The sequence below is a fragment of the Streptomyces sp. NBC_01257 genome (assembly GCF_035917255.1).
GTDB lineage: Bacteria > Actinomycetota > Actinomycetes > Streptomycetales > Streptomycetaceae > Streptomyces.
In genome coordinates, this window is sequence record NZ_CP108472.1 from 1,568,539 (window position 1) to 1,594,290 (window position 25,752).

Sequence of the window (25,752 nt, forward strand, 5' to 3'; positions counted from 1 at the left end):
TTCACCAAGGAACCGCACCACTGCGGGTCACGCTATGAAGCCGAGGGGCCGCACACAGCCCCTAGAGCCCCCCTAAGAGAAACCGGAATCCGGTGGCGCGATTTCCGCGCGCTCGCGGCCCCGGACGCCTTTTGATTCCACCGCTCTGCTGTCGAACGCCCGTTGGACGTAGGAGAGGTCGGCGATCAGTCCCGACGAGGTCACGTCGCGGGAGCGGGCAGGGCCGACCAGCCCGGCCAGCGGCAGCCTCCCGATGCCCGCCCAGCGCAGCCGGCCGTCGCCGTCGATGTAGCTGCGGGCCCGGCCGTGGTTGTCCGGGTGCAGGCAGTAGGGGATGTCCAGGACCCCCTGTCTGAAGGCGAATTCGAAGGCGTGCCCGATGTCCGGGGACAGTTCGAGTACGCCCTCCACCAGGGCTCTGGCCTCCAGATACGTCTGTGAGTCGGACTCGGTGGAGGGCGGGCCGCCGGGCGCCGCCGTCCGCGCGGTCCGGGCCGCCGACTCCAGGGCGGCGATGTTCTCGGCGACGGTGGGGATCCGGCGTGACTCCGCCACCGTCTTCACGATGAGCCGCTCCGATCCGGAGGCGACAGCGAGCCGCGCCGCCTCGTCGAGCAGCAGATAGGCGCCCTCGTCCGTGGTCGGGTACACGCCCATGTAGGCGTAGATCACCACGTGCCAATTGGGTGTCGGAAGGAGTTCGGCGCAGAGCCGCCGCAGAGCCGCGACCGCCTCCCGGTCCTGTCCCGGGTGGGTCTGCTGGGCATAGCTGAGCGACACACTGCGTATACCGTGCTGGCAGAAGAAGAGCGCTTCGAGCACACTCATCGCCACCAGTTGGCTCGGTGGGCACAATTGCCCGAGCATGCAGCCGCCGAACGTCTCCAGATGAGGTTCCACTCCCGATTCCCGCAGCTGCGCGAAATCCTCGGTGCAGCGGACCCAGTTCCGTACCGACTCGTCCAGCGGAGTACGTCCGTAGGGGAGGCAGTAGGAGACGGGGCCTCCCTCGGTGGCATTGATCCAGGTGCTGCGCAGCGCGGCGAAGATGTCCCCGGGAACAGCCGATCCGTGCCGGACCTGGACCGGGAACGTGTCGTCCCTGATGCCCGCGAGGACCTGACCGGTCACGGCCCGGTGGTGGGTGACGATGGGGTAGCCGTTGAGACCGGCGCCGGCCTTCAGCGCGTTCTCCACGGACGCCAGTTCTCCGACCCGCGTGTAGCTGTCGAGGGTGATCGTGCCGACCGTCGTCGCGTCGGCGGCTCTGGTGGCGGCCAGCCCCGCGCGCATGGTGACGGGGTCGCTGAATCCCATGCGGGGCTGCACCACCAGGTCGCCGGTGCGGCTTCTCGCTCGGACGAAGGCTCCGAAGTCCACCGGGCGCGCGCCCTCGGCCGTCCGCCGGAGCGGGTGCGCGCCCGGTCTCACGCCACGACCTCGGTACGCTCCACGGCGCGGGCGGCCGCGGGCAGCGCGCCGACGAAGCGGGTGAACTCCGTCAGCGTGGTGGAGGCATCGTCGAAGACGGCGTCGAACCCGGCGGACAGCAGCGCGCCGATCGCCGCCTCGCTCTGCTGCCCGGCCACGCCGAGCTTGCCGCCGATGATCACCGGCGTCGAGGCCAGCTCACCGCAGGCGCGCAGCGCCTCGATGACGCGCAGACCGTCCTGGTGGCCGTGCCCGTTGACGCTGCTGACCACCACGAGATCGGGGGCCGTCTCCCGGCAGGCGTCCACGAGGACCTTGTCCGGGGTGCACGGGCCCAGATTGATCACCTCGTAGCCCAGCTCCTCGATGAGCAGCTGGAGGAAGACGAGGTTCCAGGTGTGCGAGTCGGAGACCATGGTCGTGACGACCGCGGTGCCGGCCCGGGCGCCTGCGGACGTCACTGTGTCCGTGACGCCGTGCATCAGTCCGGCGCTCACGCGGTCCCTCCCGCAGCGGTGTGCGCGGGCGCTCGGTCCACGGCCGTGTAGGTCCGGCTGTGCTCGATCCGCGAGACGGACAGCACCTCGTCGCCCCGCACCACCACCTCGGTGGGGGCCGGGCGGCCCAGGAACATCAGCAGGCTGGCGGTCGGCCCGTAGGCGCCGGCGTTGGGGATGGTCACCAGGTCGCCCGGGGCCAGTGCCGGGAGGTCGATCTCCCGGCCCAGGATGTCACCGGGGGTGCACAACGGGCCCACCAGGCTGGCGGATTCGACGCACTCCCCCGATTCGGTGCCGACGGCGACGGGCAGCAGCCGGCCGAGGCCCGACATCCCGCCGAAGGTGTTGATGCCCGCGTCGAGGATGACGAACTTGCGGCCCCGGCTGATCTTGACGTTGCTGACGGAGGCGACCAGGGTGCCGCTCGCCCCGACAAGGTAGCGGCCCGATTCGCAGGCGATCTCGGGGCCCTCGGTCCGCCACCGCGGGAAGTGGGTGTCCAGTGCGGCGGCGAGCTCGCCGCGCAGCTTGGGGTACGTGCCCCGGGCTCCGGGGACGGCGTACGGCACGGTGAACCCGCCGCCGATGTCGAGGAAGCGCAGGGGAAGGCCGAGTTCGTCCTGGAGGCGGGCGGCCAGCTCGATGGTGTGCCGGAACTCGCCGACGAGGCTCTCCTCATCCTTGGCGTTGCTCAGCGGGAAGAAGTGCATCCCGGTGATGCGGACACCCTCGATCGTGCGCAGCTCCGGGAGGACATCGGCCAGTGTCTCGCTGTCGAAGCCGAACTGGGAGGGGGTGCCGGTCATCCGGATGCTGCTGGTGGCGCTGGCGGACGCGCTGTTGACGCGCAGCAGGCAGTCGGCGGTGGTGCCGTGCGCCAGGGCGGCGTCGGCCACGTGGCGGACGTCGGAGACGGAGTCGGTGGAGAAGACGCGGACTCCCAGGCGGATCGCCTCGTGGAGCTCGCCCGGCGTCTTGCCGGGGCCGGTGTAGAGGCAGTCCTCGCCGCGGAATCCGGCCGCGAGGGCGGCCTCCAGCTCGCCGGTGGAGCTGATCTCGGGCCGGCAGTGACGGCCTTCGCCCTCCCGCAAAGCCCGGACCAGGCCGGGGTGGGGGTTGGCCTTGAGCGCGTAGAAGAGGGTGAACTCCTCGGGCAGGGCCTCGAACAGCTGCTGCCGTGCCGCGTCGGCCTCGTCGAGGTCGTACACGTACAGAGGTGTGCCGAAGCGTTCGGCCAGTGCCTGGTAGCGGCTCATCGCCCTTCCCCGTCGATCATCTCGGTCAGTACCTGCCGGGCGTTCTTCCCGTGCAGGCTCAGCGGCAGTTCGTCCAGGACCCGGCACAGGGCGGGCACCTTGGCCGACTCCAGGCGCTCGGCCAGTTCCTTCAGCACGGTGTGGGGCGGCAGTTCGGTCTCGGCGAAGATGACCAGGTCGCGGGTGTCGGTGGGCGGCAGCGCCGTGGCGGTGCGGACACCGGGGATGTCCATGGCGGCGGCCTCGATCTCGACCGTGCTCATCCGGATGCCCTTGCGCTTGAACATGTCGTCGCGGCGGCCTTCGAAGTAGAGGTAGCCGTCCTCGTCGAGCCGGCCGTAGTCGCCGGTGTGCAGCCGCAGCGCCCCGGTCTCCGGGTCGGTGCGGAAGGTGCGCGCCGAGAGTTCGGGGCGGCGCCAGTAGCCGGGCATGACGTGCGGTCCCACGGCGACGATCTCGCCGGTCTCCCCGGGCGGGAGGGCCCGGCCCTCCGCGTCCAGGATCAGGACGGTGGTGCCGGGCAGCGGCAGGCCCACCGACCGGGGACGCTCGTTCTCCTGGTCCGGCGGCATGATACTGACGCGTTTGCACTCGGTCTGGCCGAACTGGCGGACCACCTGTACGCCGGGGAAGGCCTCGCGCAGCGCGTCGACCGCGTGGTCGGGCAGCGCGGCACCGGTGTTGGTGAACATCCGTACCGGGGGCGGGTCCTGGGAGTCGCGTGCGGCGAGGGTGCCGATCATCGTGGCCAGCGACGGCACGATGGGGACCACGGTGGCGCCGGTCTCGCGCATCCGCCGCAGCAGTACGAGGTCGGACTCGCCGCCGTCCAGGACCAGTTGGGACCGTCCGAGACAGGCGAGCAGCACCTTGTACAGGCCGTAGTCCCAGGAGATCGGGAAGCGGCAGAAGACGACGTCGTCGGGCCGGTACCCGAGCACCTGCTGGATGGCGCGGGAGGCGAAGGTGACCTGCGCGTGCGGACACACCACGGCCTTGGGAGCGGCGGTGCTGCCGGAGGTGTAGACGAGGAACGCGATGTCGTCGGCGCTGATGTCGAGGGGTGCGGGCGCCGGTCGCCCCGCGGCCTCCTCCACGTGCGGCCATATCTCCGCGAGGTCGTGCACGGGGAGGGTGGCGGCCCGGCCGAGCACCTCGGTGGTGGGGCCGTCGCCGATGATCAGCGAGGGTTCGGCGTCCTCGATGACGGACCGGAGGTGGTACTCCTTCATCGCGGGGTTGAGCGGCACCAGGATCACACCGGCGCGCGAGGCCCCGTAGACCATGGCCACCAGCTCGCGGCGGCTGGGGAGCTGGACGACCAGCCGGTCACCGCGTGCCGCACCCTGTTCGGTGAGCCAGGCGGCGAAGCCGTGACTGAGTGCGGATATCTGACGGTACGTCACCTGACCGGCGGTGTCGTGCAGGCACTGCCCGTCCGGGGTGTCCGCGACCGCTGCGTCGAGCAGGGAATGGACCGTCCCGCCGTTCCCGTGCGCCGTCGGCGCGCAAGTGGTGTTCGGATTCTCCACGGTTCCAACGTCGCTTTCGGGAGTGGGTGGCGAGCTGACCGCGTCGTCGCGCGAGCGGGCCGGCTCTCAGGGGCGTGGGGTGGTCGCGGTGCGGCCGGGGCACGGACCCGGAGGGGGCGGGTCCGTGCCCCGGGGTCCGGGGGGGGTGGCCAGTACCTAGTCGGCGATGCTCAGTGCCCCGACCGGGCAGACGTTGACGGACTCCGTGACTTCCTCACGCAGCCTGTCGTCCGGCGTTTCGATCAGCAGGACCACCTTGCCGTCCTCGTCGTTCTGATCGAAGACGGCGGGTGACGTGATCACACAGGAACCGGCCGCGACGCAACGCTCTTTGTCAACGATCACACGCATGGAAAACTCCTTTACCAGGTCACCGGAAGCTCGTGCACGCCGTCGATGAGGGCGTTGGCCTTGAAGGGCAGTTCGTTCAGGGCCGCGTCGAGGCGCAGTCCGGGAATGCGACGCAGCAGGGTCGTGAACACGACCTCCAGCTGCATGCGGACGAGCATCTGGCCCGCGCACTGGTGACGTCCGAAGCCGAAGGCCACGTTGTGCCGCGCCTCGCGGCGGGTCAGGTCCAGGGTGTTGGGGTCCTTGAAGACCGCCGGGTCGTGGTTGGAGGCGGAGAGCGAGCAGATGACGCCCTCGCCCTTGCGGATCAGCTGGCCGCCGATCTCGGCGTCCTCCAGCGCGACACGGACGGTGCCGTGGTCGGAGATGCTGGAGTAGCGCGACAGCTCGTCAACGGCCTGGCCCGACAGTTCGGGATGCGCGCGCAGCCAGTCGGCCTGCTCGGGGTGCTGGAGGAGGACGAGGGCACCGATGGTGATGCCGTTGACGGTGCTCTCGTGACCGGCGGCGATCATGGCCCGCACCAGGGCGCTGATGTCGGACGGCTCCAGTTCCTTCTTCTGGTCGTTGCGCTGGAGCAGGCTGCTGATCAGGTCATCGCCGGGGTTCTTCTGCCGCTCGGCGATCAGCTCGTAGAGCAGCACCTCGACCTCGGCGTTGGCCGAGGCGTGCTCCTCGGCACTGCCCTGGGTGACGAGGAGGGTGACCCAGCGGTGGAACAGGTCGCGCGACTCGTGCGGTACGCCGGTCAGCTCGCACATGCCGATGGACGGCACAGGCATCGACAGCATGGACACCAGGTCCACCGGTCCGCCCTGATCCAGCATCGCGTCGATGCATTCGTCGACGATCTCCTGGGTACGCGGCCGCATCGCCTCGACGCGCTTCACACTGAGTTCCGGCATGAGCATCATGCGGTGCGCGGTGTGCTCCGGCGGGTCCATGTGGAGCAGGGCCGGCTTGACCTTGCCGAGGAGTTCCATGGGGAAGTGGAATTGGAGCGGGTAGCCGGGGTCGGCCATGTTGGAGCTGAACCGCGGGTCGACCAGCATCTGCCGGACGTCCTCGTACCGGGTGAGGAGCCATGCCTCACGGCCGTTGAACTTGAGCTTGACCCGGGAGACCGGCTCGGTCTCCCGCAGCACCGCGTACTCCGGTGCCGGGTCCAGGGGGCAGCCGGTGCGCTCCAGGGGGAACGGGCGGGGCTGGGCGTGCGGACATGCGTCGACGAGATCGGACATGGTTCCTTCTCCAGAGGTCTCTGCGCTCGGTGGGTAGGGGACGGCGCTCTCAGCCACGGGCCTTCTCGATGGAGGCGCGCACGGCGGCGGCGGTGCGGGCGATGTTCTCGCTGAGCGGCAGCGCCCGCAGGTCGGCGGAGAGGACCTCCACGGACGGGGTGACGTCGACACCCTTGGCGTCCAGCGTGCGCAGCAGCCCGGTGATGTCGCAGTCGCCGTCGCCGGGCAGCAGGCGGCCGCTGAGGACCTCGTTCATGACGTCGGGCGACGGGGTGCTCGGAGCGTCCGCGAACTCCACGGCCGCGATCTGCGCACCGGTGAGCTGGTCGACCGAGCCGACGCCCGTCGGGTCGCGGAAGAGGTGCCACATGTCAATGAGCAGACCGGCGTTGGGACGGTCGGCGGCGACGATGATGTCGGAGGCGACCTGGTAGGTGAAGCCGGGCATCACGGCCATGGCTTCCAGGGAGATGTTCAGCCCGCGTGCGGCGGCACGGTCACACATCGCGCCGAAGCGCTCGGCGAGGACTTCGGTGGGGGGCATCTCCACGCCCGTCGGGTAGACGGCGCAGGACTTGACCGAGGGAATGCCGGCCAGGACGGCCAGGTCGAACAGGCGACTCTCCGACTCCAGGGCGGGGCCGCTCTCCTCCGGCCCGGCGTTCCAGCCGAACAGGACCTCCAGCTCGTGCAGCCGGACCCCGTACTCGGTGAGCAGGCCGCGCAGCTTGTCCGCCGACTGGTCGGCCAGGAACGCCTCCAGCTCCTCGACACTCATGCCCATCGAGACGCAGTTGTTCTCGGCCAGCGCCGCCAGGCGCTCCTCCAGCGTGTGCCGGACGGGCTCCTGCCAGACCGACCCGGTCAGTTGCAGATAGGCGAAACTCAGGTCGGTCCTGGTCAGAAGGGTCATGGTGTACCTCTCGCTCATGAGTCCGCGGCCGGTCCTGGTGGGGACGGCGGGGGCGCGGCGCCGGCCTGGGCGCGTCCCGCCGGGTGTGTGCGTCGGGGCCGGGTCGACCGGGCCCCCGGTCAGGCGGCTCTACCTTTTTCCGGGTCTACGCCGGCCATTCGCAGGAGGCGGCACTCCTGGCACCCTCCCGACCCCCGACCGGCTCCACGACGGCAAACGTGCCGAGGGGAAGCGGCACGTGCAGGCCGTCCCCGCCCTCGCACGCCGGCGCGTCAACGTCATAGGGGCCCTTGTCCGTGACCGACGGTGCTGCCACGTCACACCTCCCGTCGCTCATGCCGCTTCGCTTCCGGATCGGGAAGCGAGGTTCCGGCGGACGGGCTGAAGGGCTGTCCTCGGGTCCACCGCGACGACATCGAAGTTCCCGGTGGTGACGGGAACCCGGCCGAAGAGGCTGTCCGGCCCGGCGACATAGAGCCTGCGGACTCCGTGTCCGCGCAGGGCGTCGACGACGGCGGGCCAGCGGACCGGACGGACGAAGCCGTCCAGCAGCATGGTGCGGACCTGGTCGCCGGTGGTCAGCAGGGCGCCGTCCTGGTCGGCGACGACGGGTATCCGGGGATCGTGGAAGGTCAGCGGGGCGAAGAGTTCCTCCTCGGCCCGCCGGCGCAGGGGCTCGAAGATGCTCGCGTGCATGGGCGGGCGCATCGTGTACAGCGGCAGGCCACCGACCGAACGCAGCCGCTTGCCGAGCCGCTCCAGCACGGTCTCGCGCAGCGACACCATGTAGAAGTCCTGGTCGACGTGGCAGGCGATCTCGTACCACTCACCGAGCTCGTCGAGTTCGGCGAGCACCCGGTCGAGTTCGGGGCGCGGGACGCGGGTGAAGGAGTGCGTGACCACGTCCTGGTGGTTCTCGGCGAACCAGGAGTCCAGGAGCCTGGCCCAGCCGGCGGTCAGGCGCACCGCGTCGGCGAAGTCCAGGACGCCGGTGTGGGCCGCCGCGGTCTTTCCTCCGAAGCTGGGGCCGACGCAGAGCGCGGGTTCCGGATCGAACCGGTCCTGCGCCCAGGTGGCGAGGGCCAGGCAGTTGACGAGGAAGGCGACCTGCGCGTACTCGCTGTAGTCGCCCTCCGCGTCGCGGTAGCGGTCGACCAGTGAGTAGCCGAGCGCGTCGTCGGCCTCGGCGACGAGCCGCCGGGCCACCGGGTTGATCAGCATGAACTTGGCGGAATCCTGAAAGCGTGTGGGGCTCATGCCGGGGAAGACCAGCGCACCGTCGGTGCGGAAGTCGTGTCTCATGGTGTCCTGCCCTTCAGCACGTCGTTCAGGAGCGATCAGCCCGAGGGGCTTCGTTTCCGAACTGGTCGGGATCCAGGCTGGGGTCTGCCCGCTGCCGCCAAAACCCCTAAGGTTCGCGGGTCCGAATTCCGTTGACATCCGGTCATGTTGGGCCCTCGGCACGTTGCCGTCCGGGCGACGCAAAGGCACTTCGCTTCCATCGTGCGATACCCCGTAGAGCCCCTAAGGGTGCCGGTCCCGGCCGGGGCGGCGAGGTGGTGGCGACTCGCGCGGCGCCGGAGGTTCTCGGACCCGGAAGGGCGAGGTTAGGGGGGCTCCGGACAACTTAGGGGCGGGCGCGGGGATCGCAACGGGCCTTGAATGAGGGACGGTTATCCGAATCCTGCGCCGGTGCGAGCAGCCACCGCGCACCGTCGACATGTGGATGGGTGGGACCATGACAGTCATTCAGGACGCCCCGTCGGACAGCGGTGGTGATACTCCCGCAGAGCACCGGCCGGACCTGCGTTCGCTGGTGGCTCAGGCGGCGGAGCTGAAGAGGGCGGCGCGCGAGGGTATGGGCCCGCGTTCGACGGAACAGCAGCATGCCCGGGGCAAGTTGACCGCGCCCGAGCGTCTGGAGTTGCTCTTCGACCCGGGTACGTTCCAGGAAGTGGAACCCCTGCGACGACACCGGTCCTCAGGGTTCGGCCTGGAGCAGCGGCGGCCGAGCGGGGATGGGGTGATCACCGGATGGGGCCAGGTGCACGGCCGTACGGTGTTCGCGTACGCGCATGACTTCAGGGTCTTCGGCGGCTCGCTGGGCGAGGCTCACGCCCAGAAGATCCACAAGGTGATGGACCTGGCGATCTCGGCCGGCGCCCCACTGGTGGGGCTGAGCGACGGCGCCGGTGCCCGTATCCAGGAGGGTGTGATGGCGCTCGCCGGATACGGCGGCATCTTCCGCCGCAATGTCCGGGCGTCCGGGGTGATCCCGCAGATCAGCGTGATCCTCGGGCCCTGCGCGGGTGGTGCCACCTATTCTCCGGCACTCACCGATTTCGTCTTCACGGTGCGGGACATCTCACAGATGTACATCACCGGGCCCGACGTGGTCCAGGCCGTCACCAACGAACGCGTGACGCACGAGGAGCTCGGCGGGGCGCAGGTCCACGCGACGGTCTCCGGCGCGGCCGGTTTCATGTATGACGACGAGGCGGAGTGCCTGGACGAGGTCAGGCACCTGCTCTCGCTGCTGCCCGCCAACAACCGCGAGCTCCCGCCCGAGGCGCCGACCGATGACCCCGCGGACCGGCGGTGCGAGGCACTGCTGAACCTGGTGCCGCAACACGCCAACCAGTCCTACGACATGCGTGCGGTGATCCGGGAGATCGTCGACGACGAGGACTTCTTCGAGGTCCACGCGCTGTGGGCCACCAACATCATCTGCGCGCTGGCCCGGCTGGACGGCCACACGGTCGGCATCGTGGCCAACCAGCCCGCTTCGCAGGCCGGGGTGCTGGACATCCACGCATCGGAGAAGGCGGCACGGTTCGTCCAGACATGCGACGCGTTCAGCATCCCCCTGGTCACGCTGGTCGACGTGCCGGGTTTCCTGCCGGGCACCGACCAGGAACACCAGGGCATCATCCGGCACGGCGCGAAGCTGCTCTACGCCTACTGCGACGCGACCGTCCCCCGTGTCCAGGTCATCCTGCGCAAGGCATACGGCGGGGCGTACATCGTGATGGACTCGCGTTCCATCGGAACCGACCTGTCCTTCGCATGGCCGACCAACGAGATCGCGGTGATGGGCGCGGAGGGCGCCGCGAACATCGTCTTCCGCCGGGAGATCGCCGCCGCACCGGACCCTGCGGCGGCCCGCGAGCTGCGGATCAAGGAATACCAGCAGGAACTGATGCACCCGTACTACGCGGCTGAGCGCGGCCTGGTCGACGACGTGATCGATCCGGCCGAGACCCGCGCGGTACTGGTGCGCTCCCTGGCGATGCTGCGGACCAAGGACGCACACGTACCGGCCCGCAAGCACGGCAATCCCCCGACCTGAGCCTAAGGACCGATGATGACCACTGCCGCCCGCTCCCCCGCACCGGACGCCGCGAACCCGGACCGCACCGGGCCGGCGCTGCGCTTCCTCGGCGGTGCGCCGTCCGCCGAGGAGATCGCCGCGGTGACGGCCGCACTGCTGAGCCTGCGCCGCGTGCGGACGGCCGGCCCTGACACCCGCCGGGGCACGACGCCCCGGTGGAGCACATCTCTTCGCTACCGGCCGCCGGGAAGCTGGGCGGCGCGGTGAGCCAGGGCTCGGTCCCGCCTCACCCCTGCCCCCCTTACCGCTGCGACCACAGCCACAGCAGAAGGACGTAAAGCACTGATGACGGATGAATCACGTGAGACCGGCCCCTGGATACGGCGCTTCCATCCGGCTCCCGAGGCCCGCACCCGCCTGGTCTGCTTCCCACACGCAGGCGGATCGGCCACCTACTACTTCCCGGTGTCGCGTGCGCTGTCCCCGGCGATCGACGTTCTCGCCCTCCAGTACCCGGGCCGACAGGACCGGAGACACGAACCTTGCGTCGAGGACATCGAGGAGCTGGCCGATCTGGTCGTCGGGGAGCTGGACTCCTGGCGGGACCTGCCGCTGACTCTGTTCGGCCACAGCATGGGGGCCACGCTCGCGTTCGAGGTGGCCCGCAGGCTGGAGGCCGAGGGGACATCGCCGGTCACCCTTTTCGCCTCCGGCCGCCGGGCACCCTCCCGGGTGCGCGACGAGCGCGTGCACCGGGCGACGGACGACCGCCTCATCGCGGACATCACCCAGCTGAGCGGCACGAATTCCGCAGTGCTCGGCGATCCCGAGATTCTGCGCATGATCCTTCCCGCCATCCGCAGCGACTACAAGGCCGCGGAGACCTATCGCTACCGGCCGGGACCGCCGCTCGGGCTGGACGTCGTGGCACTCGTCGGTGACGCGGACCAGCAGGTGACCGTCGACGAGGCGGAAGCATGGCGCGAGCACACCACGGCCTCGTTCGAGCTGAAGGTGTTCTCCGGCGGCCACTTCTTCCTCGATTCCCACGTGGCCACGGTCCTCGATCTGATCCGCGCCCGCACGAGCACGTCGACGGTCGGATCTTGAGTGACCGGGACGGGCGGGCCATCCGTCCGCCGGTCCCGGTCACCGATGAGTGGGCCCCCACAGGACGCCGATGACCGGCATCCCTTCCTGAACCCGCTCCCGCCTGCCCTGGAATCGTTTCCGGGGCAGGCCGACTTCGTATATCGGGCAATGAGCCAATCTGTCGGGGCTCTTGAAGGTCTCGGGACGATCCGGGATTCCACCACAGTGTGCTGACCGATTCTCGTGACCGCTTGTGCGAGGGCAACCGTGCGGACCGGTTGCCCTCCCTGTCGGTGGAGCGGATGCGAGAGGCCGGCATGGTCACCGAACGCGGGAAGCAGCGCACCGGCTCCACTCAAGTCCTGGCCGCCATCACCTCGGCCCGAAGCCTCACGGCTTTCCGGCAGTTTCTCGACGCCCGGGACCTGACCTGGGAATGCTGGTGGCGACGTGGCAAATAGGCCGCACACACGATCCCCGACAGAGTCGCTGCATTCCGGACAGAGTTGTGCTTCCCTCACCAGAATCTAGACGACTGTACTAGACTAACGTCTATCGTGGCATCGGGCAGCCGCCCCAAGGGCTGTCCCGCAATTCCTGACGGACCGGCGCTCGGCAACAGATGCGGTGCGTCGCATGCCCGCCAGGAATTGCAGGGCAGCCGTTGTAAGCCGATGCGCGAGGCAATCCCGGGAAACGCCGGCGAATTACGCCGTGCGGACAGACACCGATCGTCGCCCCGTGTACACGGTCACGCCTCCTCCCCGGTTGGCCGTCACTGACCGGTTATTGACTACGGAGGCCAGAGTGCCGCTACGACCAGAGCACGGCGTCACCTCGCGCGTCACCGAGGACGGGTACCTCGAATTCCTCACCGCGGCGGACGGCGCCATCTACCGGTGCAGCCCCGTCGCCGCAGCCATGTGGATCGCGCTGCGCCAGCACAACGGCGAACTCGGCCCGGCCGCCGAGATGCTGGCCGAGCTGTGGTGCACGGACCCGGAGAACACCCGTACCGACATGGACATCTGGGTGAGCGAGTTGCGGGACGCCGGCCTGGTCCGCGACGAGCCCTGAGCTTCGGGGCTCCGTTCGAACGCGCGCGGTACGGAGAATCGGCGACACGCCCCGGCTGAGCGGTTTCGGTCAGCCGAGAGCTCAACCGCACCTGCCGGTCCGTGTTGTCGGCACAGTGAACTCCGGTGCACCCGCCTGGTCGTGGGCCGCGCGCCGATGGCACCATCTGTGGATGCCCCCTTCCCTCCAGGTCGGCCCGTACACCGTCACCGCGCTCGACGACGGCGCGGGCCCGTTCTTCTCCCCCAGGTCGGAGGCGTTCCCCGACGCCACCACCGAGCAGTGGGCGGCGGCCGACCGACTCGATCCTGGCGCACTCGATGCCGAAGGGCGCTGGCAGCTCCGGTTCCGCGCGTTCGCGATCCGCAGTGACCGGGGCGTGACGCTGGTCGACGCGGGGATCGGCCCGGCCGACAGCCCGGCGGCCTCGTGGGCGCCCGTGCCCGGGGTGCTTCCGTACTCGCTCGCCGCCGCGGGTATCGAACCGTCCGAAGTGGACACCGTGGTGCTCACGCACCTGCACACCGACCACATCGGCTGGGCCGTCGTCGGCGGCGAGGAGATGCGGCCGTTCTTCCCGAACGCCGCATATCTGTTGCAGCAGGCCGAGGTCGACGCGATCGAGGACATCAACCCGCACCTGCGGTCCGCTGTGATCGAACCGCTCCGGAAGACTGATCAGCTACGGCTCCTCGACGGTGACACGTCGTTGCGTGGCGGCGAGAGCGTGTGCGCCACTCCGGGGCACACGCCCGGACACCAGAGCGTGCTCGTCGCGTCCGGGCGCGAACTGGTCGCTGTCACGGGTGATGTGCTCGTGCACGCCATCCAGCTGCTCCACCCCGAACTCGCCTACGCACATGAAATGGACCCTGCCCGGGCGAGGGCCTCAAGGGCAGAGCTGCTCCGCAACCGGGCCGCCGACACGCTCCACCTCGCGACCCCGCATCTGACCGAGCCGTTCGTCACCCGCTGACCCACCCGGCGGGGCCGGTCAACCTCACTTGTCAGAGGTGTTCCCGCCGCGCGTCCGGCCAGATGCTGGTCCCATCACCTACGAGGGGGACGCCCGGTGATGCCGGAGCCGGAATCGGTTCGGCGGCCAGGGCATTCGAGGGCTGTCAGAGGCACGCCGTCAGGTCCCCTTCGGACAGAAGAGGATGAGGGGATCACCATGAGGAACCTGAAGATCATGCTCGGAGCATCGGTGGCCACGGCCGGCGCCGTCGCCACCCTGATGACGGGAGCCGGCACCGTCAACGCCGCGGCCGCCGCCAGCCTCTACGGCTGCCCGTCCGGCGCCGTCTGCATCTACGCCGAAGGCAAGCCCGCCAGCAGCGCCACCCTGACCCATACGTTCTGGTCGTACGGTGCCCACAACCTGTCCAATCAGAAGAACTACCACTGGGTGATCAACAACCAGACCGGCGGCGCCTCAGCGGACCTCTGCCTCAAGTACGACGGCGGCAGCTGCACCGCCGGCCGGATCCCCGCCGGCGGCTGGGACGACCCGAACCTCACCCCGATCAACTCCGTCCGCCTCAACCGCCCGTAGTACGCGGCCGGGGCAGGGCAGCGGATGCGGGGGGCGTTGCCACACCTGGCCGGTTGATCAGGCTGCGAACAGGTCGGACAGGCGCTCGGCCGGGGTTTCCCGGCCGAGCGCCGCCGGCCGTCGTGCCAGGATGTTCGGCATGTCCGGTCGCGCGCTGAGTTTCGGAGACATCGCGGAAGCGTACGAACGCTTCCGGCCCGGGTATTCCATGGAGCTCTTCGACAGGGTGATGGGGTATGCGGGGCAGCCGGTCACCACCGCCCTGGAGATCGGTGCCGGGACGGGCAAGGCGACGCGCCTGTTCGCCCGGCAAGGGGTCGGGGTCACCGCCACGGAGCCGGACGGGGCCATGCTCGCCGAGTTGCGGAAGCACGTGCCGGCCGGTGTCAGGACGGTGCAGGCCGCGTTCGAGGACCTGCGACCCGGTGTGAGGTACGGGCTCGTGTACGCGGCTGCCGCGCTGCATTGGACGAGTCCGGAGGGCAGGTGGTCGCGGATGGCCGCGCTGTTGGAGCCCGGCGGCGTGTTCGCGTCCTTCGGCGGGTCCGTCCGACTGGCCGATCCCGGGGTGGCGGCGGCCGTTCAGGCCGCACGGGAGCCGTTCCTGGAGAGCGACGAGATCCCGTCCCCGGACGGGACACCGCCCGAGCACGACATGCAGTGGCCGGGTACGGAACTCCAACGGTCCGAGTGGTTCACCGACGTGCGGCAGTCGGTGATCGAGCGTCGGGTGACTATGAGCGCGCCCGACTACATCGGTCATCTCTCGACCGTCTCGGCCTACCTCATCCTCCCGGCCGCGGAACGGGAGCAGGCGTTCGACCAGATCATGCGGGTCCTGCCCGGAACGGTGGGACTCGTCGCCGACGTCACCCTCCATCTCGCACGTCGGTGCCAGGACGCCTCTCCGTGAGCCGATCCGCCGCCGGCTCCGAAGACCGCAACCCACCATGAGGCAGGGGATGGTGATGCCGCTCCACCATCCCCTGCCGCGGTGGTGTCAGGAGGCGCCGTACACCGGCTGCGGTGGCTCGGCCGCGGCCAGCAGACCGGTCACCGCGTCCCCGGCCTCGGCCGGGGTCCAGCGCGCCCCCTTGTCGGCGGTGGGGCCGGGCCGCCAGCCCTCCATGACGGTGATCCGTCCGGCCTCGGTCTCGAAGACGCGGCCGCTCACCCCGGCGGAGGCGGCCGAGCCCAGCCAGACGACGAGCGGTGAGACGTTCTCCGGGGCCATCGCGTCGAAGGCTCCCTCGCCGGGAGCCGCCATCGTCCCGGCGAACGCCGACTCGGTCATCCGGGTCCGGGCGGCCGGGGCGATGGCGTTGACCTGGATCCCGTAGCGGCCCATCTCGGCGGCGGACACCAGTGTCAGACCGATGATGCCCGCCTTCGCGGCGGCGTAGTTGCCCTGGCCGACGCTGCCCAGCAGCCCGGCGCCCGAACTGGTGTTGACGACCCGGGCCACGGGCGTCCGGCCGGCCTTCGCCTCGCCGCGCCAGTGCGCCGCCGCGTGCCTGAGCGGCAGGAAGTGGCCCTTGAGGTGGACGCGCATCACGGCGTCCCAGTCGTCCTCTTCGAGGTTGACCAGCATCCGGTCCCGGAGGAACCCGGCGTTGTTGACGAGGGTGTCGAGCCGGCCGAAGGTGTCGAGCGCGGCGGCGACGAGGGATGCCGCGCCCTCGGACGTGGCGATGTCCCCATTGTGGGCGACCGCCTCGCCCCCGGCCGCGCGGATCTCCTCCACCACCTGCTGGGCGGGGCCCGTACCCGATCCGGAGCCGTCGAGTCCCACACCGAGGTCGTTGACGACGACCTTCGCCCCCTCGGCGGCGAAGGCCAGGGCATGGGCGCGGCCGAGGCCGCGGCCCGCACCGGTGACGACGGCGACACGTCCGGCGCACAGAGCGGTCGTTGAGGTCATGACGAGTGTCCTTTCCCATCCATGAGCGAGGAGCGGGGTGCCGCACCACCGAGTGGCACGACGCTCTCCCGCGGCGTCCGCATCGCTGCTACGTTGAACCAAACAAACGTTAGGTGGAAAGGTAGCTGATCTGCTCATGGGTGTCTCCACCTCCGTCCCGGAAGAGGGCATCGCCGTCGTCACCGTGGACTTCCCCCCGGTCAACGCGCTGCCCGTACAGGGCTGGTACGACCTCGCAGCCGCCCTCCGCGCCGCCGGGGCCGATCCGGCCGTCCGCTGCGTGGTCCTCACCGCCGAGGGCCGCGGCTTCAACGCGGGCGTGGACATCAAGGAGATGCAGCGCACGGAAGGGCCCGAGGCGCTGATCGGCGCCAACCGGGGCTGCTACGAGGCGTTCGCCGCGGTCTACGAGTGCGAGGTCCCGGTGGTCGCCGCCGTACAGGGCTTCTGTCTGGGCGGAGGCATCGGCCTGGTGGGCAACGCGGACGCGATCGTGGCCGGCGACGACGCGACGTTCGGGCTGCCGGAGCTGGACCGGGGCGCGCTCGGCGCGGCCACGCATCTGGCGCGGCTGGTTCCGCAGCATCTGATGCGGACCCTGTACTACACCTCGCGCACCGTGACGGCCGCGGAGCTGCACCGGCACGGCTCGGTGTGGAGCGTCGTCCCGCGCGACCGGCTGGCCGGCGCCGCCCTCGGGCTGGCCCGGGAGATCGCCGCCAAGGACGGCTATCTGATCAGGCTGGCCAAGGCGGCCATCAACGGCATCGACCCCGTCGACGTACGCCGCAGCTACCGCTTCGAGCAGGGCTTCACCTTCGAGGCCAACCTCAGTGGCGTCGCCGACCGCGTGCGCGACACCTTCGGCACGGACAAGGAGCAGCAGACGTGACACAGGACAAGACGATGACGGCCGAGGACGTCGTCGGCCGGCTGGAGAGCGGCATGACGGTGGGCATCGGCGGCTGGGGTTCGCGCCGCAAGCCGATGGCCCTGGTCCGGGCGCTGCTGCGCTCGGACGTCACCGATCTGACCGTGGTGTCGTACGGCGGCCCGGACGTCGGCCTGCTCGCGGCCGCGGGGAGGATCCGCAGGCTGGTCGCGGCGTTCGGGACACTCGACTCGATACCGCTGGAGCCGCACTTCACCGCCGCCCGGCAGCGCGGCGCGTTCGAGATGACCGAGCTCGACGAGGCGATGCTGATGTGGGGCCTGACGGCCGGTGCGCAGCGGCTGCCGTTCATGCCGGTGCGGGCCGGTCTCGGCTCGGACCTGATGGAGGTCAACCCGGCGTTGCGCACGGTCACTTCGCCGTACGAGGACGGGGAGAAGCTGGTCGCGGCACCGGCCCTGCGCCTGGACGCGGCGCTGGTCCACCTCAACCGCGCGGACCGTCAGGGCAACGGCCAGTACCTGGGCCCCGATCCGTACTTCGACGACCTGTTCTGCGAGGCCGCCGACCACGCCTACGTCTCCTGCGAGCGGATCGTGGAGACGGCCGATCTGCTCAAGGAGCACGGTCCGCAGACGCTGCTGGTGAAGCGGCTGTTCGTGGACGGGGTCGTCGAGACGCCGAACGGCGCGCACTTCACGTCCTGTGTGCCCGACCACGACCGGGACGAGTCCTTCCAGCGCGCCTACGTACGGGCCGCCCGTGACCCCGAGGCATGGCCCGCCTTCGCCGAACGGTTCCTGTCCGGCGACGAGGCCGCCTACCAGGCCGCCGTCACCGCGTTCCACCAGGAGGAAGCATGAGCGCCACCGAGACCACCGGCACCGCCACGGCGAGCCGCGCCGAGTACTGCGTGGTGGCCTGCGCCGAGGCCTGGCGGGACGCGGGCGAGATCCTCGCCAGCCCGATGGGCACCGTCCCGGCGATCGGGGCGCGTCTGGCGCGGCTCACCTTCTCCCCCGGTCTGCTGCTCACCGATGGGGAGGCGCTGCTGATGGGTGACACGCCCGCCCTGGGGGCGGAGCCGGGGAGCGTCGAGGGCTGGCTGCCGTTCCGCCAGCACCTGACCCTGACCGCGACGGGCCGGCGGCACGTGATGATGGGCGCCAGCCAGATCGACCGGCACGGCAACCAGAACATCTCCTGCATCGGCCCCTGGGCCAAGCCCGTGCGACAGCTGCTCGGGGTTCGGGGCGCTCCGGTCAACACCCTCAACAACCCGACGAGTTACTGGGTTCCCAAACACTCGTCCCGGGTGTTCGTGGAGCACGTCGACATGGTGAGCGGGGTCGGGTACGCCCGAGCGGCGGCGGCCGGTCCGTCAGCGACCCGCTACCACCGCATCCCCGAAGTCGTCAGCAATCTCGGCGTCTTCGACTTCGAGACCCCGGACCGCACGATGCGGCTGCGCTCGCTGCACCCCGGGGTGAGTGTCGAACAGGTCGCCGGGGCAACCGGGTTCGCGCTCACGATCCCCGACGAGGTGCCGTTCACCCGGGACCCCACGGCGGCGGAGCTACGGCTGATCCGCGAGGTCATCGATCCGAAGGGGCTGCGCGAGCGCGAGGTCCCGGCATGACCGGCGCGGCCGGGTCCGTGCCGGTACCGACCGCGCTCACCGAACTGACCGGGGTGCGGTATCCGATCGTGCAGACCGGGATGGGGTGGGTGGCCGGGCCCCGGCTGGTGTCGGCCTCCGCGCGGGCGGGGGCGCTCGGCATCCTGGCCTCCGCGACGATGACCGTAGAGCAGCTGCGTGCGGCGGTCCGTGAGGTCAAGTCACGTACGGAAGCGCCGTTCGGGGTCAATCTGCGGGCGGACGCGGGAGACGCGGGCGAGCGGGTGCGGATCATCATCGACGAGGGGGTGCGGGTGGCGTCGTTCGCGCTGGCCCCCTCCAAGGACCTGATCGCCCGGCTCAAGGACGCCGGCGTCGTCGTCATCCCCTCCATCGGCGCCCGCCGTCATGCGGAGAAGGTGGCCACGTGGGGCGCGGACGCGGTGATGGTGCAGGGCGGTGAGGGGGGCGGCCACACCGGGGACGTGGCCACCACGGTGCTGCTCCCCCAGGTCGTGGACGCCGTGGACATCCCGGTGATCGCGGCGGGCGGCTTCCACGACGGCCGGGGCCTGGTCGCCGCGCTGGCCTTCGGAGCGGCCGGCATCGGCATGGGCACGCGCTTCCTGCTCACCTCCGACAGCACCGTCCCCGACGCGGTGAAGGCGAAGTACCTGGCGGCCGGCGTCAAGGAGGTCATCGTGACCACGCAGGTGGACGGTCTCCCGCACCGGATGCTGCGGACCGCGATGGTCGACTCGCTGGAGCGCTCCGGCCGGGCGGCATCCCTGCTGCGGGCGGTGCGGCACGCCTCCGCGTTCCGGAAGGAGTCCGGCGCGAGCTGGCCCCGGCTGGTCCGTGACGGGCTGGCGATGAAACACGGCAGGGAACTGACCTGGAGCCAGGTGCTGCTGGCCGCCAACACCCCGATGCTGCTGAAGGCCTCCATGGTCGAGGGCAGAACCGACATCGGGGTGATGGCCTCGGGTCAGGTGGCCGGGCTGATCGACGATCTCCCGTCCTGCGCGGAGCTGGTCGAGCGGATCATGGACGAGGCCCGGACGGCCCTGAAGGCGCTGCCGGGGGCGGACTGACGCAAGAGACTCAGGTCCAGGGGGCGAACGGCGGACGGGCGGGGGCGGGTCCGAGCGTGGTGGTGCCCGGTTCGGCACGGTGACCGAGGCCGGTCCGGTACGCGTTCAGTGCCGCTTCCGTCCGGCCCTCGCCGCGCAGCAGGTCCCCGAGCAGCCGGCAGATGTCGGCGAGGTCCCCGGCGGCTCCCGTCTGTTCGAGCAGGGAGAGCGCGGTGGCGTAGTGCGCCTCGGCCGCGCCGGCGTCTCCGGCCTCCTCGGCGATCAGCCCGAGGAGCCGGTGGGCGCCGCCGGCGTGCACCGCGCCACGGCCGGGCTGGAGTCCGGCCAGCAGGTTGCCGAGCAGTTCCGCCGCCTCCGCCGACTTCCCCCTCCTGCGCAGGACGTCGGCGAGTTCGACCTCCACCTGCGAGACGTACAGGGCGGCCCGTCTGGACACCAGCATCGAGTGCGCGGTGCGCAGCGCCTCCTCTGCCTGTACGAGGTCGTCGTGCTGGGCGCAGACGTAGCCCCGCATCCAGTGGCAGTGGGCGAGTTCGGTACGGATCTGGAGCTGCTCGTAGAGCTCGGTGGCCCGCGCCAGCGAGGCCTGGGCGGCGTCGACCCGGCCTTCGGCGAGGAGCGTGCGGGCCACGGTCCGGTGCATGGCGGCGACCAGGGCGGGGTCGGCGACCTGCGGGACCAGGGCGAGCGCCAGTTCGGCGGCCTGCGCGGCCCTGGCGTGGGCGCCCATGTCCATGTAGGGGGCGATCGAGGCGGTGTAGAGCTGGAGCAACGCGCCCGGGTCGTGCAGCCCGGAGGTGTTCAGCTCGTCGATCGCGCTCTCCAGGAGGTAGCAGGCGTAGCGCAGTTCACCGGCCAGGAAGTGGGCGACCGACCTGCCCCGGACCGCCCGGGCCCGGGCCGGGAGCGGCTCGTCGGCCAGGGCCCGCTCGGCCGCCGCGAACCGGGAGAGAGCATCGGCCAGTTCGCCCGTCTCCAGCGCACATTCCCCGAGGCCCACGAGCGCCGCCGCCCGTTCCTGTGCGAGCCCGTACTCCTGCGCCCTGCCGAGAACCCGCTCGTAGACGGCCCGCGCGTCGGCGGCGTCCTCGACGGCGAGTATCCGCTGGGCGTCGGCCAGCTCCATCCGCAGGGAGGTGGCGATGTGGGTGGGCCGGCCCGTGGACAGCTCCTCGTGGGCGACTCCGAGGCGTTCGGCGAAATGCCGGAGGGCGGCTTCGGATGGCCGCGCCTTGCCGGCCTCCAGGGTGGAGACGTAGGCGGCGGTGTACGCGGGCTCGGCGAGCTGTCGCTGCGTCAGTTCGCGTTCCTTGCGCAGCCGTTTCACCCGGAGGCCGATCGCCGCCGGGGCGTCCTGCCCCCCGGCCGGCTCCTTACCGGACCGGCCCGGAGCCGTGCCGCCGGCCGTCTTCGCTCTGCCCGAACCCGCCATGGCGGCCCCCTCGTCCTGCGCCTGTCGCCCCGATGTCGGCATTCGTCCGGTTACGAGTATCCCGGTCACCCGAGAACAACAACGCGCCCTCATCAGAACCGTTGTGCGGCCCCCTGACGAAGCCTAGGTTAAACGGCAATTCAAGCGTAGTGAACAGGAGAGTTACATGGGGCAGCTGCTGAGGACCGGCATGCGCACGCGGAGAACCGCCGCGATATCCGTGGGCGTCGCGCTCGCGGCCGTCATGGGTGCGGCTCTCGCCGCGCCGGCGGCGGCCGTGGACCCGGAGCCCGTCCAGGAACAGCGCCTCGACGTCGAGTACTTCCCCGAACCCGGCGGCGAGGGCCGGCGGACCGAGGTCCCGGTCAACACGGATCACGCGACCGGCCGTTCGGCCGCCCGCAGCGCCGCACCCACTGCGGGGACGACGGACGGGGAGGTCGGGGAGCTGTCCGTGACCGGCCCCTCGGCCGACCGGCTCGACGTGGTGATCGTCGGCGACGGCTACACCGCCGGCGAGCAGGACGCCTTCCACACCGCGGCGGCCGCGAAGTGGGCCGACATCACCGGCATCGAGCCCTACGCGAGCTATCAGGGCCTGATGAACGTGTGGACAGTCGACGCGGTGTCCGCCGAATCCGGCATCACCGGTGACCCGACCGCCGACGTCACCAGGAACACCGCGCTCGGCAGCTACTTCTGGTGCTCCGAAACCGAGCGGCTGATCTGCGCCGACATCGACAAGGTCGCCTCCTACGCCGCGAAGGCCCCCGAGGCCGACCTGGTCATCGTCATCTCCCACTCCACCAAGTACGGCGGCGCCGGCTACTCCGGCCTGGAGGCGGAGGGTTACCCGTTCGACGGCGTCTCCACCCTCTCCTCGGACAACGCGCAGTCGAGCATGATCGCCGCCCACGAGATCGCCCACTCGGTGGGCCTCCTCGCGGACGAGTACACGTACGACAGCTACGGCACCTGGTCGGGCGGCGAGGTGCCCGACATCAACTCCAGTGTCTTCACGGCGGAGCAGATGGCCGCCAACCGGAGCAAGTGGTACCGCTGGCTCGGCGAGACCGACCCCACGGGCGGCACCGTGGGCACGTACGAGGGCAGCAGCTACTACCCCTTCGGGATCTACCGCCCGACCGCCAACTCCCTCATGCGGGCCCTGGACGTCAGGGACTTCAACCTCCCCGGGCGCGAGGCCATGATCGCCGGCTTCTACCGCGAGGCCAACGCGCTGAGCAGCGGGACCGCCACGGGCAGCGCCATCCTCAGGACCACGCGCCTCAAGGTCTCCCGGGCCGCGCTCACCGGCCTCGCCTCGCCGGAGCTGCGCTGGTACGTCGACGGTGCACGGGTGAAGCGGGCGCAGGGTCTCACCGCCGCCGTCCCCGCCGCACTGGGCGTTCCCGCGGACGGCAGGACGCACACCGTCACGGTCGAGTCCGCGGACAGGTCCGCGTCGATCCGCGATCCCCAGGTGCGCGCCGAGGCCACCGAGCGCCTGACCTGGACCGTGAAGGCGTCCGGGCACAAGGGCCACCCGCACCGCTGACGGACGCGCGGCGGGCGGAGCCGCCGGCGGACTCCCGGTGCGGTGCGCCCGGAGTCCGTCAGCGGCGCGCGTCGACGCCGGACCCGGTCACGAGCCGCATGACGCGGCCCACCATCGCGAGCCGCTCGTCGACGCCGGCATCACCGGGGACCTGGATCTTCGCCCCCGCGTAGGACAACGCGCCCCCGGCCGCGCGGAGGCAACGGCGCACCTCGTCGGCGTCCATGAGGGAGGCGGGCTCGTCCTCGGTGAGGGGCAGGTGCGCGTCCGCCCACGGCCCCCCGTACCGGTTGGCGGTGGGACCGGCGCCGGAGAACATGACGCCCTCCAGCAGGCCGTCGGAGGCGAGCCGGCCGATCTGGGCGAGCGGCCGGGCCGGGTCCTGCGCCTCGATCGCCGACCGGCCCCAGTTGACGGCGATACCGATGCCGCTTTCGCGGGCGAGGACGATCTCGTCCTCCAGCGGCAGGAAGCGCTTCTCCCCGGGGACGTTCGGCGCGTACGCGTCGCAGTGCTCCAGGACGAGCCGGGTGGACCAGCCGCCGGCGGCGGACGCGCTCGCCGCGATCTCGTCGAGGGACCGGGCGAACATCTCGGCCACGGCGGTCGTCGAGGGCGCGGTGTGGATGTGCAGGGCGGAGACCGACTGCTCGCCGGTGAGCTGGTTGACCTGTTCGGCGGCGACGCGGGCCTCGCGGAGGAAGGCGAGCGCAGCCTGCCGGCCGTCATGGTCCGCGGAGGCCAGACCGAACCCGGCAGTGGCTCCCACGCGCATCATCGTGCCGGGAATCAGCGTGATCACCGAACGGGTGAAACGGCCGCGCAGCTGTGCTGCCAGCCACCGGACGTCCGCACCGAGGCCGTCCCGGAAGGGGATCTCCAGGCCGTCGGCGATCCGCCGGACCGCGAGCCCCTCGTAGAAGTGTTCCTGATCGGCGCGCAGGGCGGGCAGTGCCGCATACGCGCCCACCAGAGCGGCGGGCCGTGCTGTGTTCATGGTGTCGGGTCTCCCCTGCCGGTGACGGGTCCCGGGCGGTGGTGCGGAGCTGCCCGGCAAGAGGGACTCTATCGAACATCGGACGTCAGATGTCCGGAATAGGGCTCCTGTCGACGGCCCGCGCTGCCCGCCGGGCCACCGGGAGTCGGGAGTCGGGTCTGCGAACCCGTCCCTCAGAGGCGCTCGATGATGGTCACATTGGCCTGGCCGCCGCCCTCGCACATGGTCTGCAGTCCGTAGCGGCCGCCGGTGCGCTCCAGTTCGTGCAGCAGGGTCGTCATCAGCTTGGCACCGGTGGCGCCGAGCGGGTGGCCCAGCGCGATGGCGCCGCCGTTGACGTTCACCTTGTCCGGGTCGGCGCCGGTCTCCTTCAGCCAGGCCAGGACGACCGGGGCGAAGGCCTCGTTGATCTCGACCAGATCGATGTCGTCGAGGGACATCCCGGACTTCTTCAGCGCGTACGCCGTCGCCGGAATGGGCGCGGACAGCATCCGGATCGGGTCCTCGCCGCGCACCGAGAGGTGGTGGATGCGGGCCCGCGGGGTCAGACCGTGCTCGGCGACGGCCCGCTCGGAGGCGATGAGCAGCGCGGAGGCGCCGTCGGAGACCTGCGAGGAGACCCCGGCGGTCAGCCGGCCGCCCTCGACCACCGGCTTGAGGCCGGCCATCTTCTCCAGCGAGGTGTCCCGGCGCGGCCCCTCGTCCACCGTCACCTCGCCGTACGCGACGGTCTCCCGGGCGAAGCGGCCCTCGTCGATGGCGTGCAGGGCCCGGCGGTGGGAGCGGAGCGCGAAGTGCTCCATGTCCTCACGGGAGATGCCCCACTTCTCCGCGATGAGTTCGGCGCCGTGAAACTGGTTGACGGGTGCGTCGCCGTAGCGGGCGCGCCAGCCCGCGGAGCCCGCGTAGGGGCCTTCGGTCAGCCCGAGGGGTTCGGCCGCCTGGCGGCTGGCGAAGGCGATCGGGATCATCGACATGTTCTGGGTGCCGCCCGCGACGACCAGGTCCTGGGTGCCGGACAGCACGCCCTGGGCGGCGAAGTGGACGGCCTGCTGGGAGGAGCCGCACTGCCGGTCGACGGTGGTGCCGGGCACCTCCTCGGGAAGGCCGGCGGCGAGCCAGGCGGTGCGGGCGATGTCGCCGGCCTGCGGGCCGACGGTGTCGAGGCAGCCGAAGACGACGTCCTCCACGGCGGCCGGGTCGACCCCGGTGCGCTCGACGAGCGCCTTGATGACATGGGCCCCGAGGTCGGCGGGGTGGACGGCGGACAGCCCGCCCTTGCGCCGGCCGACCGGAGTGCGGACCGCTTCGACGATGTAGGCCTCGGCCATGACTTCTCCTTGGTGAAGGGCTGGTGATCGGGTGTCAGGTGCGGATGGTGATGCCGGCCAGGACCATGGACAGGTACTGGCGGGCGATCTCCTCGGCGTCGTGGGTGCCGCCGGGCCGGTACCAGGAGGCGGCCACCCAGACCGTGTCGCGGACGAACCGGTAGACGAGCCGGACGTCCAGGTCGGCGCGGAAGTCCCGTTCGGCGACGCCGCGTTCCAGCGTGCGCAGCCAGGCGTTCTCGAACTTCGGCTGCGATGCGGCGAGATAGGCGAAGCGCGGCTGGGCGGAGAGGTGCCGGGACTCCTTCTGGTAGATGGCGACCGCGGGACCATGCCGGTCGATCTGCCGGAAGGACTGGGTGACGAGTTCCCCGAGGGTCTCCCGGGGTCCGAGGCCGGCGGCGAGCACCGTGTCGTAGCAGGCCCACAGCTCGTCGAGGAAGGCCGAGAGGATCTCGTCCAGCATCGACTCCTTGGAGTCGAAGTGGTAGTAGAGACTGCCCGCGAGCATCCCGGCGGCGTCCGCGATGCGGCGGACGGTGGTGGCGTTGTAGCCCTGGGCGGCGAACACCCCGGCGGCGGTCGCGAGGAGTTCGGCCCGTCGCTCGGCGTTGGGGTGCGGGGTGATCG

General features: G+C 70.8%; 25 protein-coding genes. 12 read left to right on the forward strand and 13 right to left on the reverse strand.

Annotated features, from left to right (window positions below; translation table 11 throughout):
* Positions 1-72 precede the first annotated feature (72 nt).
* From OG408_RS06285 to OG408_RS06320, 8 genes are all read right to left on the reverse strand, one after another.
* Positions 73-1,431, reverse strand: coding sequence for a methylaspartate mutase (locus tag OG408_RS06285; RefSeq protein ID WP_326668762.1), 1,359 nt, complete (start codon positions 1,429-1,431; stop codon positions 73-75).
* A complete protein-coding gene (locus OG408_RS06290; protein WP_326668764.1) occupies positions 1,428-1,928 on the reverse strand; it encodes a cobalamin B12-binding domain-containing protein in 501 nt (166 codons plus the stop codon). The genes OG408_RS06285 and OG408_RS06290 overlap by 4 nt, the downstream gene beginning before the upstream one ends.
* Positions 1,925-3,187 (reverse strand): type III PLP-dependent enzyme, encoded by a 1,263-nt coding sequence (locus tag OG408_RS06295; protein WP_266776241.1) that lies wholly within the window; start codon positions 3,185-3,187, stop codon positions 1,925-1,927. The genes OG408_RS06290 and OG408_RS06295 overlap by 4 nt, the downstream gene beginning before the upstream one ends.
* Entirely contained in the window at positions 3,184-4,719 is a 1,536-nt protein-coding gene (locus OG408_RS06300) for an AMP-binding protein (RefSeq protein WP_266776243.1), read from the reverse strand. Before OG408_RS06300 ends, OG408_RS06295 begins: the two co-directional genes overlap by 4 nt.
* 156 nt (positions 4,720-4,875) lie before the next feature.
* Positions 4,876-5,070 carry a ferredoxin gene (locus OG408_RS06305; RefSeq protein WP_266776245.1) on the reverse strand — a complete coding sequence of 65 codons (195 nt, stop codon included), beginning with the start codon at positions 5,068-5,070 and terminating at the stop codon, positions 4,876-4,878.
* Between the two features lie 11 nt (positions 5,071-5,081).
* A complete protein-coding gene (locus tag OG408_RS06310; RefSeq protein WP_326668769.1) occupies positions 5,082-6,311 on the reverse strand; it encodes a cytochrome P450 in 1,230 nt (409 codons plus the stop codon).
* A gap of 49 nt (positions 6,312-6,360) precedes the next feature.
* Positions 6,361-7,224, reverse strand: coding sequence for a sugar phosphate isomerase/epimerase family protein (locus OG408_RS06315; RefSeq protein WP_326668771.1), 864 nt, complete (start codon positions 7,222-7,224; stop codon positions 6,361-6,363).
* 333 nt (positions 7,225-7,557) lie between these two features.
* Positions 7,558-8,445, reverse strand: coding sequence for an ACP S-malonyltransferase (locus OG408_RS06320; RefSeq protein ID WP_266785993.1), 888 nt, complete (start codon positions 8,443-8,445; stop codon positions 7,558-7,560).
* Positions 8,446-8,962: 517 nt separating this feature from the next.
* Here OG408_RS06320 and OG408_RS06325 point away from each other — a divergent pair.
* The 7 genes from OG408_RS06325 to OG408_RS06355 all read left to right on the forward strand — a co-directional run bounded on the left by OG408_RS06325 (position 8,963) and on the right by OG408_RS06355 (position 15,192).
* Entirely contained in the window at positions 8,963-10,573 is a 1,611-nt protein-coding gene (locus OG408_RS06325) for an acyl-CoA carboxylase subunit beta (protein WP_326668773.1), read from the forward strand.
* Positions 10,574-10,585: 12 nt separating this feature from the next.
* Complete coding sequence (locus tag OG408_RS06330) at positions 10,586-10,822, forward strand: acyl-CoA carboxylase epsilon subunit (protein ID WP_266776252.1); 237 nt, start codon at positions 10,586-10,588, stop codon at positions 10,820-10,822.
* A gap of 78 nt (positions 10,823-10,900) precedes the next feature.
* Complete coding sequence (locus OG408_RS06335) at positions 10,901-11,665, forward strand: thioesterase II family protein (RefSeq protein ID WP_266776254.1); 765 nt, start codon at positions 10,901-10,903, stop codon at positions 11,663-11,665.
* A gap of 789 nt (positions 11,666-12,454) precedes the next feature.
* Positions 12,455-12,724, forward strand: coding sequence for a PqqD family peptide modification chaperone (locus OG408_RS06340; protein WP_266776256.1), 270 nt, complete (start codon positions 12,455-12,457; stop codon positions 12,722-12,724).
* A gap of 172 nt (positions 12,725-12,896) precedes the next feature.
* Complete coding sequence (locus tag OG408_RS06345; protein WP_326668776.1) at positions 12,897-13,700, forward strand: MBL fold metallo-hydrolase; 804 nt, start codon at positions 12,897-12,899, stop codon at positions 13,698-13,700.
* 198 nt (positions 13,701-13,898) lie between these two features.
* Positions 13,899-14,279, forward strand: a complete 381-nt coding sequence (locus tag OG408_RS06350) for a hypothetical protein (RefSeq protein WP_326668779.1) — start codon at positions 13,899-13,901, stop codon at positions 14,277-14,279.
* A 208-nt stretch (positions 14,280-14,487) separates the two neighbouring features.
* Complete coding sequence (locus tag OG408_RS06355; RefSeq protein WP_326668781.1) at positions 14,488-15,192, forward strand: class I SAM-dependent methyltransferase; 705 nt, start codon at positions 14,488-14,490, stop codon at positions 15,190-15,192.
* An 87-nt stretch (positions 15,193-15,279) separates the two neighbouring features.
* Here the strand turns inward: OG408_RS06355 and OG408_RS06360 are convergent, their stop codons facing one another.
* Positions 15,280-16,200, reverse strand: coding sequence for an SDR family oxidoreductase (locus OG408_RS06360; protein WP_266776264.1), 921 nt, complete (start codon positions 16,198-16,200; stop codon positions 15,280-15,282).
* 136 nt (positions 16,201-16,336) lie between these two features.
* Here OG408_RS06360 and OG408_RS06365 point away from each other — a divergent pair, with 136 nt between their 5' ends.
* Genes OG408_RS06365 through OG408_RS06380 form a run of 4 tightly spaced genes read left to right on the forward strand, consistent with a single transcriptional unit; the run spans position 16,337 to position 19,804 of the window.
* Positions 16,337-17,092 (forward strand): enoyl-CoA hydratase family protein, encoded by a 756-nt coding sequence (locus OG408_RS06365; protein ID WP_266776266.1) that lies wholly within the window; start codon positions 16,337-16,339, stop codon positions 17,090-17,092.
* Positions 17,093-17,106: 14 nt separating this feature from the next.
* Complete coding sequence (locus tag OG408_RS06370; RefSeq protein WP_285571144.1) at positions 17,107-17,955, forward strand: CoA transferase subunit A; 849 nt, start codon at positions 17,107-17,109, stop codon at positions 17,953-17,955.
* Positions 17,952-18,731 (forward strand): CoA-transferase subunit beta, encoded by a 780-nt coding sequence (locus OG408_RS06375; protein WP_326668784.1) that lies wholly within the window; start codon positions 17,952-17,954, stop codon positions 18,729-18,731. Before OG408_RS06370 ends, OG408_RS06375 begins: the two co-directional genes overlap by 4 nt.
* Complete coding sequence (locus tag OG408_RS06380) at positions 18,728-19,804, forward strand: NAD(P)H-dependent flavin oxidoreductase (protein WP_326668785.1); 1,077 nt, start codon at positions 18,728-18,730, stop codon at positions 19,802-19,804. The genes OG408_RS06375 and OG408_RS06380 overlap by 4 nt, the downstream gene beginning before the upstream one ends.
* 10 nt (positions 19,805-19,814) lie before the next feature.
* Here OG408_RS06380 and OG408_RS06385 read toward each other — a convergent pair whose 3' ends face one another.
* The gene (locus OG408_RS06385; RefSeq protein ID WP_326668788.1) at positions 19,815-21,278 is read right to left on the reverse strand and encodes a tetratricopeptide repeat protein; all 1,464 of its coding nucleotides are present in this window, start codon (positions 21,276-21,278) and stop codon (positions 19,815-19,817) included.
* Positions 21,279-21,426: 148 nt separating this feature from the next.
* Between OG408_RS06385 and OG408_RS06390 the strand changes: the two genes are divergently transcribed.
* Positions 21,427-22,794, forward strand: coding sequence for a M64 family metallopeptidase (locus OG408_RS06390; RefSeq protein ID WP_326668790.1), 1,368 nt, complete (start codon positions 21,427-21,429; stop codon positions 22,792-22,794).
* Between the two features lie 58 nt (positions 22,795-22,852).
* Here the strand turns inward: OG408_RS06390 and OG408_RS06395 are convergent, their stop codons facing one another.
* The 3 genes from OG408_RS06395 to OG408_RS06405 all read right to left on the reverse strand — a co-directional run bounded on the left by OG408_RS06395 (position 22,853) and on the right by OG408_RS06405 (position 25,750).
* Positions 22,853-23,791: a DUF4862 family protein gene (locus OG408_RS06395; RefSeq protein WP_326668792.1), complete on the reverse strand. Its 939-nt coding sequence runs from the start codon at positions 23,789-23,791 to the stop codon at positions 22,853-22,855.
* Positions 23,792-23,964: 173 nt separating this feature from the next.
* Positions 23,965-25,122: an acetyl-CoA C-acetyltransferase gene (locus OG408_RS06400; RefSeq protein ID WP_266776278.1), complete on the reverse strand. Its 1,158-nt coding sequence runs from the start codon at positions 25,120-25,122 to the stop codon at positions 23,965-23,967.
* Positions 25,123-25,156: 34 nt separating this feature from the next.
* Positions 25,157-25,750, reverse strand: a complete 594-nt coding sequence (locus OG408_RS06405) for a TetR/AcrR family transcriptional regulator (protein ID WP_266785997.1) — start codon at positions 25,748-25,750, stop codon at positions 25,157-25,159.
* Between the last annotated feature and the right edge of the window lie 2 nt (positions 25,751-25,752).

Bases quoted from the DNA above. Each gene is read 5' to 3' on its own strand.
- OG408_RS06295 (WP_266776241.1), bottom strand. From the start codon at position 3,187: ATGAGCCGCTACCAGGCACTGGCCGAACGCTTCGGCACACCTCTGTAC.
- OG408_RS06305 (WP_266776245.1), bottom strand. From the start codon at position 5,070: ATGCGTGTGATCGTTGACAAAGAGCGTTGCGTCGCGGCCGGTTCCTGT.
- OG408_RS06310 (WP_326668769.1), bottom strand. From the start codon at position 6,311: ATGTCCGATCTCGTCGACGCATGTCCGCACGCCCAGCCCCGCCCGTTC.
- OG408_RS06315 (WP_326668771.1), bottom strand. From the start codon at position 7,224: ATGACCCTTCTGACCAGGACCGACCTGAGTTTCGCCTATCTGCAACTG.
- OG408_RS06320 (WP_266785993.1), bottom strand. From the start codon at position 8,445: ATGCTGATCAACCCGGTGGCCCGGCGGCTCGTCGCCGAGGCCGACGAC.
- OG408_RS06325 (WP_326668773.1), top strand. From the start codon at position 8,963: ATGACAGTCATTCAGGACGCCCCGTCGGACAGCGGTGGTGATACTCCC.
- OG408_RS06330 (WP_266776252.1), top strand. From the start codon at position 10,586: ATGATGACCACTGCCGCCCGCTCCCCCGCACCGGACGCCGCGAACCCG.
- OG408_RS06335 (WP_266776254.1), top strand. From the start codon at position 10,901: ATGACGGATGAATCACGTGAGACCGGCCCCTGGATACGGCGCTTCCAT.
- OG408_RS06345 (WP_326668776.1), top strand. From the start codon at position 12,897: ATGCCCCCTTCCCTCCAGGTCGGCCCGTACACCGTCACCGCGCTCGAC.
- OG408_RS06350 (WP_326668779.1), top strand. From the start codon at position 13,899: ATGAGGAACCTGAAGATCATGCTCGGAGCATCGGTGGCCACGGCCGGC.
- OG408_RS06355 (WP_326668781.1), top strand. From the start codon at position 14,488: ATGGAGCTCTTCGACAGGGTGATGGGGTATGCGGGGCAGCCGGTCACC.
- OG408_RS06360 (WP_266776264.1), bottom strand. From the start codon at position 16,200: ATGACCTCAACGACCGCTCTGTGCGCCGGACGTGTCGCCGTCGTCACC.
- OG408_RS06365 (WP_266776266.1), top strand. From the start codon at position 16,337: ATGGGTGTCTCCACCTCCGTCCCGGAAGAGGGCATCGCCGTCGTCACC.
- OG408_RS06370 (WP_285571144.1), top strand. From the start codon at position 17,107: ATGACGGCCGAGGACGTCGTCGGCCGGCTGGAGAGCGGCATGACGGTG.
- OG408_RS06375 (WP_326668784.1), top strand. From the start codon at position 17,952: ATGAGCGCCACCGAGACCACCGGCACCGCCACGGCGAGCCGCGCCGAG.
- OG408_RS06380 (WP_326668785.1), top strand. From the start codon at position 18,728: ATGACCGGCGCGGCCGGGTCCGTGCCGGTACCGACCGCGCTCACCGAA.
- OG408_RS06385 (WP_326668788.1), bottom strand. From the start codon at position 21,278: ATGCCGACATCGGGGCGACAGGCGCAGGACGAGGGGGCCGCCATGGCG.
- OG408_RS06390 (WP_326668790.1), top strand. From the start codon at position 21,427: ATGCGCACGCGGAGAACCGCCGCGATATCCGTGGGCGTCGCGCTCGCG.
- OG408_RS06395 (WP_326668792.1), bottom strand. From the start codon at position 23,791: ATGAACACAGCACGGCCCGCCGCTCTGGTGGGCGCGTATGCGGCACTG.
- OG408_RS06400 (WP_266776278.1), bottom strand. From the start codon at position 25,122: ATGGCCGAGGCCTACATCGTCGAAGCGGTCCGCACTCCGGTCGGCCGG.